Source organism: Plantactinospora sp. ZYX-F-223, from assembly GCF_039649625.1.
Taxonomy (GTDB): Bacteria; Actinomycetota; Actinomycetes; order Mycobacteriales; family Micromonosporaceae; genus Plantactinospora.
On sequence record NZ_JBDJAV010000155.1, the window covers coordinates 1 to 1,606 of the forward strand.

Here is a 1,606-nt window from a genome sequence, read left to right on the forward strand (position 1 = left end):
TGGCAGGGGAAACTTGTGATTGCGACATCTACAAGGATCTCCGCGAGGGAGGCACTTCCGCGGTGCAGTTTACGGCGTGGTCGAAGGATCTGCGGGTCACCGCGGATGGAACGGGTGTGGTGTCGCACGTCGGTGCGGCGCTGCTGCGGATGCTGGCTGACCGGGCCGGGTTGACCGGGGCGTTGTCGGTCGGGCTGGCCCGTCGGGGCCGCTGGCCGGTCCACGACCGGGGCCGGGTCCTGGTCGATCTGGCCGTGATGATCGCCGATGGTGGCGAGGCGATCTGCGATATCGACGTGCTGCGTCACCAGCGGGAGGTGTTCGGGCCGGTCGCCTCGGACACCACCGTATGGCGGGCCCTCGACGAGATCGGCGCGACCCAGCTACGGCGTATCGCTGCGGCGCGGGCGAAGGTCCGAGCCCGGATATGGCACCTGTTGGACGGGCCACCGGCAGCTCGGGCGGCCGGCCGGGACATCGGCGATGGCGTGGTCGTGCTGGACGTGGACTCCACGATCGTGCTCGCCCACAGCGACAAGGACGGCGCCGCACCGACCTACAAACACACGTACGGCTTCCACCCCATCCTCGTGACCTGCGACAACACCGGCGAGATGCTCGCCATCGCGCTGCGGCCGGGCAACGCGGGCGCGAACACCGCCGTCGATCATCTCGACGTGCTTGCCGACGCGATCACGCAGCTGCCCACCGCACACCGGCGGCATCTGCTCATCCGGGGTGACAGCGCCGCCGCCACCCACAAGGTCCTCGACTGGCTCACCAGCCTGAACACCCGCCGTCGGCGAGTCGAATACTCAATCGGCTGGTCGATCAGCGACGCCGAACGCGCCGCCATCGGCGCCCTACCCGACACGGCGTGGACACCGGCGCTGGCCGCCGACGGCGGTGTCCGCGAGGGTGCCCAGGTCGCCGAGTTGACCGGCCTGCTGACCCTGACCGGCTGGCCCGAAGGCGCGCGGGTCATCGTCCGACGGGAACGCCCGCACCCCGGCGCGCAGTTGTCGCTGTTCGAGCACCGGGACGGCTGGCGCTACACCGCGTTCGTCACCAACACCGCCGTAGGTGTCTTGCAGTGGTTGGAGGCCCGCCACCGCGCCCACGCCCGCGTCGAGGACCGGATCCGCTGCGCCAAGGACACCGGACTGGGCCGGCTACCCTCCCGCGAGTTCACCATCAACCAAGCCTGGTGCGTTGCCGCCGCGATCGCCGTCGACCTCATCGCGTGGCTGCAACTCATCGGCTGCGATGGCGATCTCGCAAAGGCCGAACCGAAACGACTGCGCTACCGGATCCTGCACACCGCCGCCCGCCTCGTCCACGGCCAACGCCGCCGCTGGCTACGCATCCCGTCCAGGTGGCCCTGGACGCAACAGATCACCACCGCGTTCCACCGGATCGCGGCCATCCCCGCCCCCGGCTGACCAGCCCAGCCGCTGCCCCAACCACCGGAGGACCCCAGGAGACCACGCTCCGCCGCCGCGACAGACGGCCCACCACCATGCCCCGACCCGAACCGCATCGATCAACAGCGATCATCAGCCCCGAGCCGACGGAGCCGGCGTCAGGCGCGAATCATCGAGGCTAA

At 70.1% G+C, this 1,606-nt stretch carries 1 protein-coding gene; it reads left to right on the plus strand.

Translation table 11 applies throughout. The features are described from left to right. Positions 1 to 62: 62 nt before the first annotated feature. Positions 63 to 1,442 (plus strand): IS1380 family transposase, encoded by a 1,380-nt coding sequence (locus tag AAH979_RS42910; RefSeq protein WP_346263855.1) that lies wholly within the window; start codon positions 63 to 65, stop codon positions 1,440 to 1,442. Positions 1,443 to 1,606 lie beyond the last annotated feature (164 nt).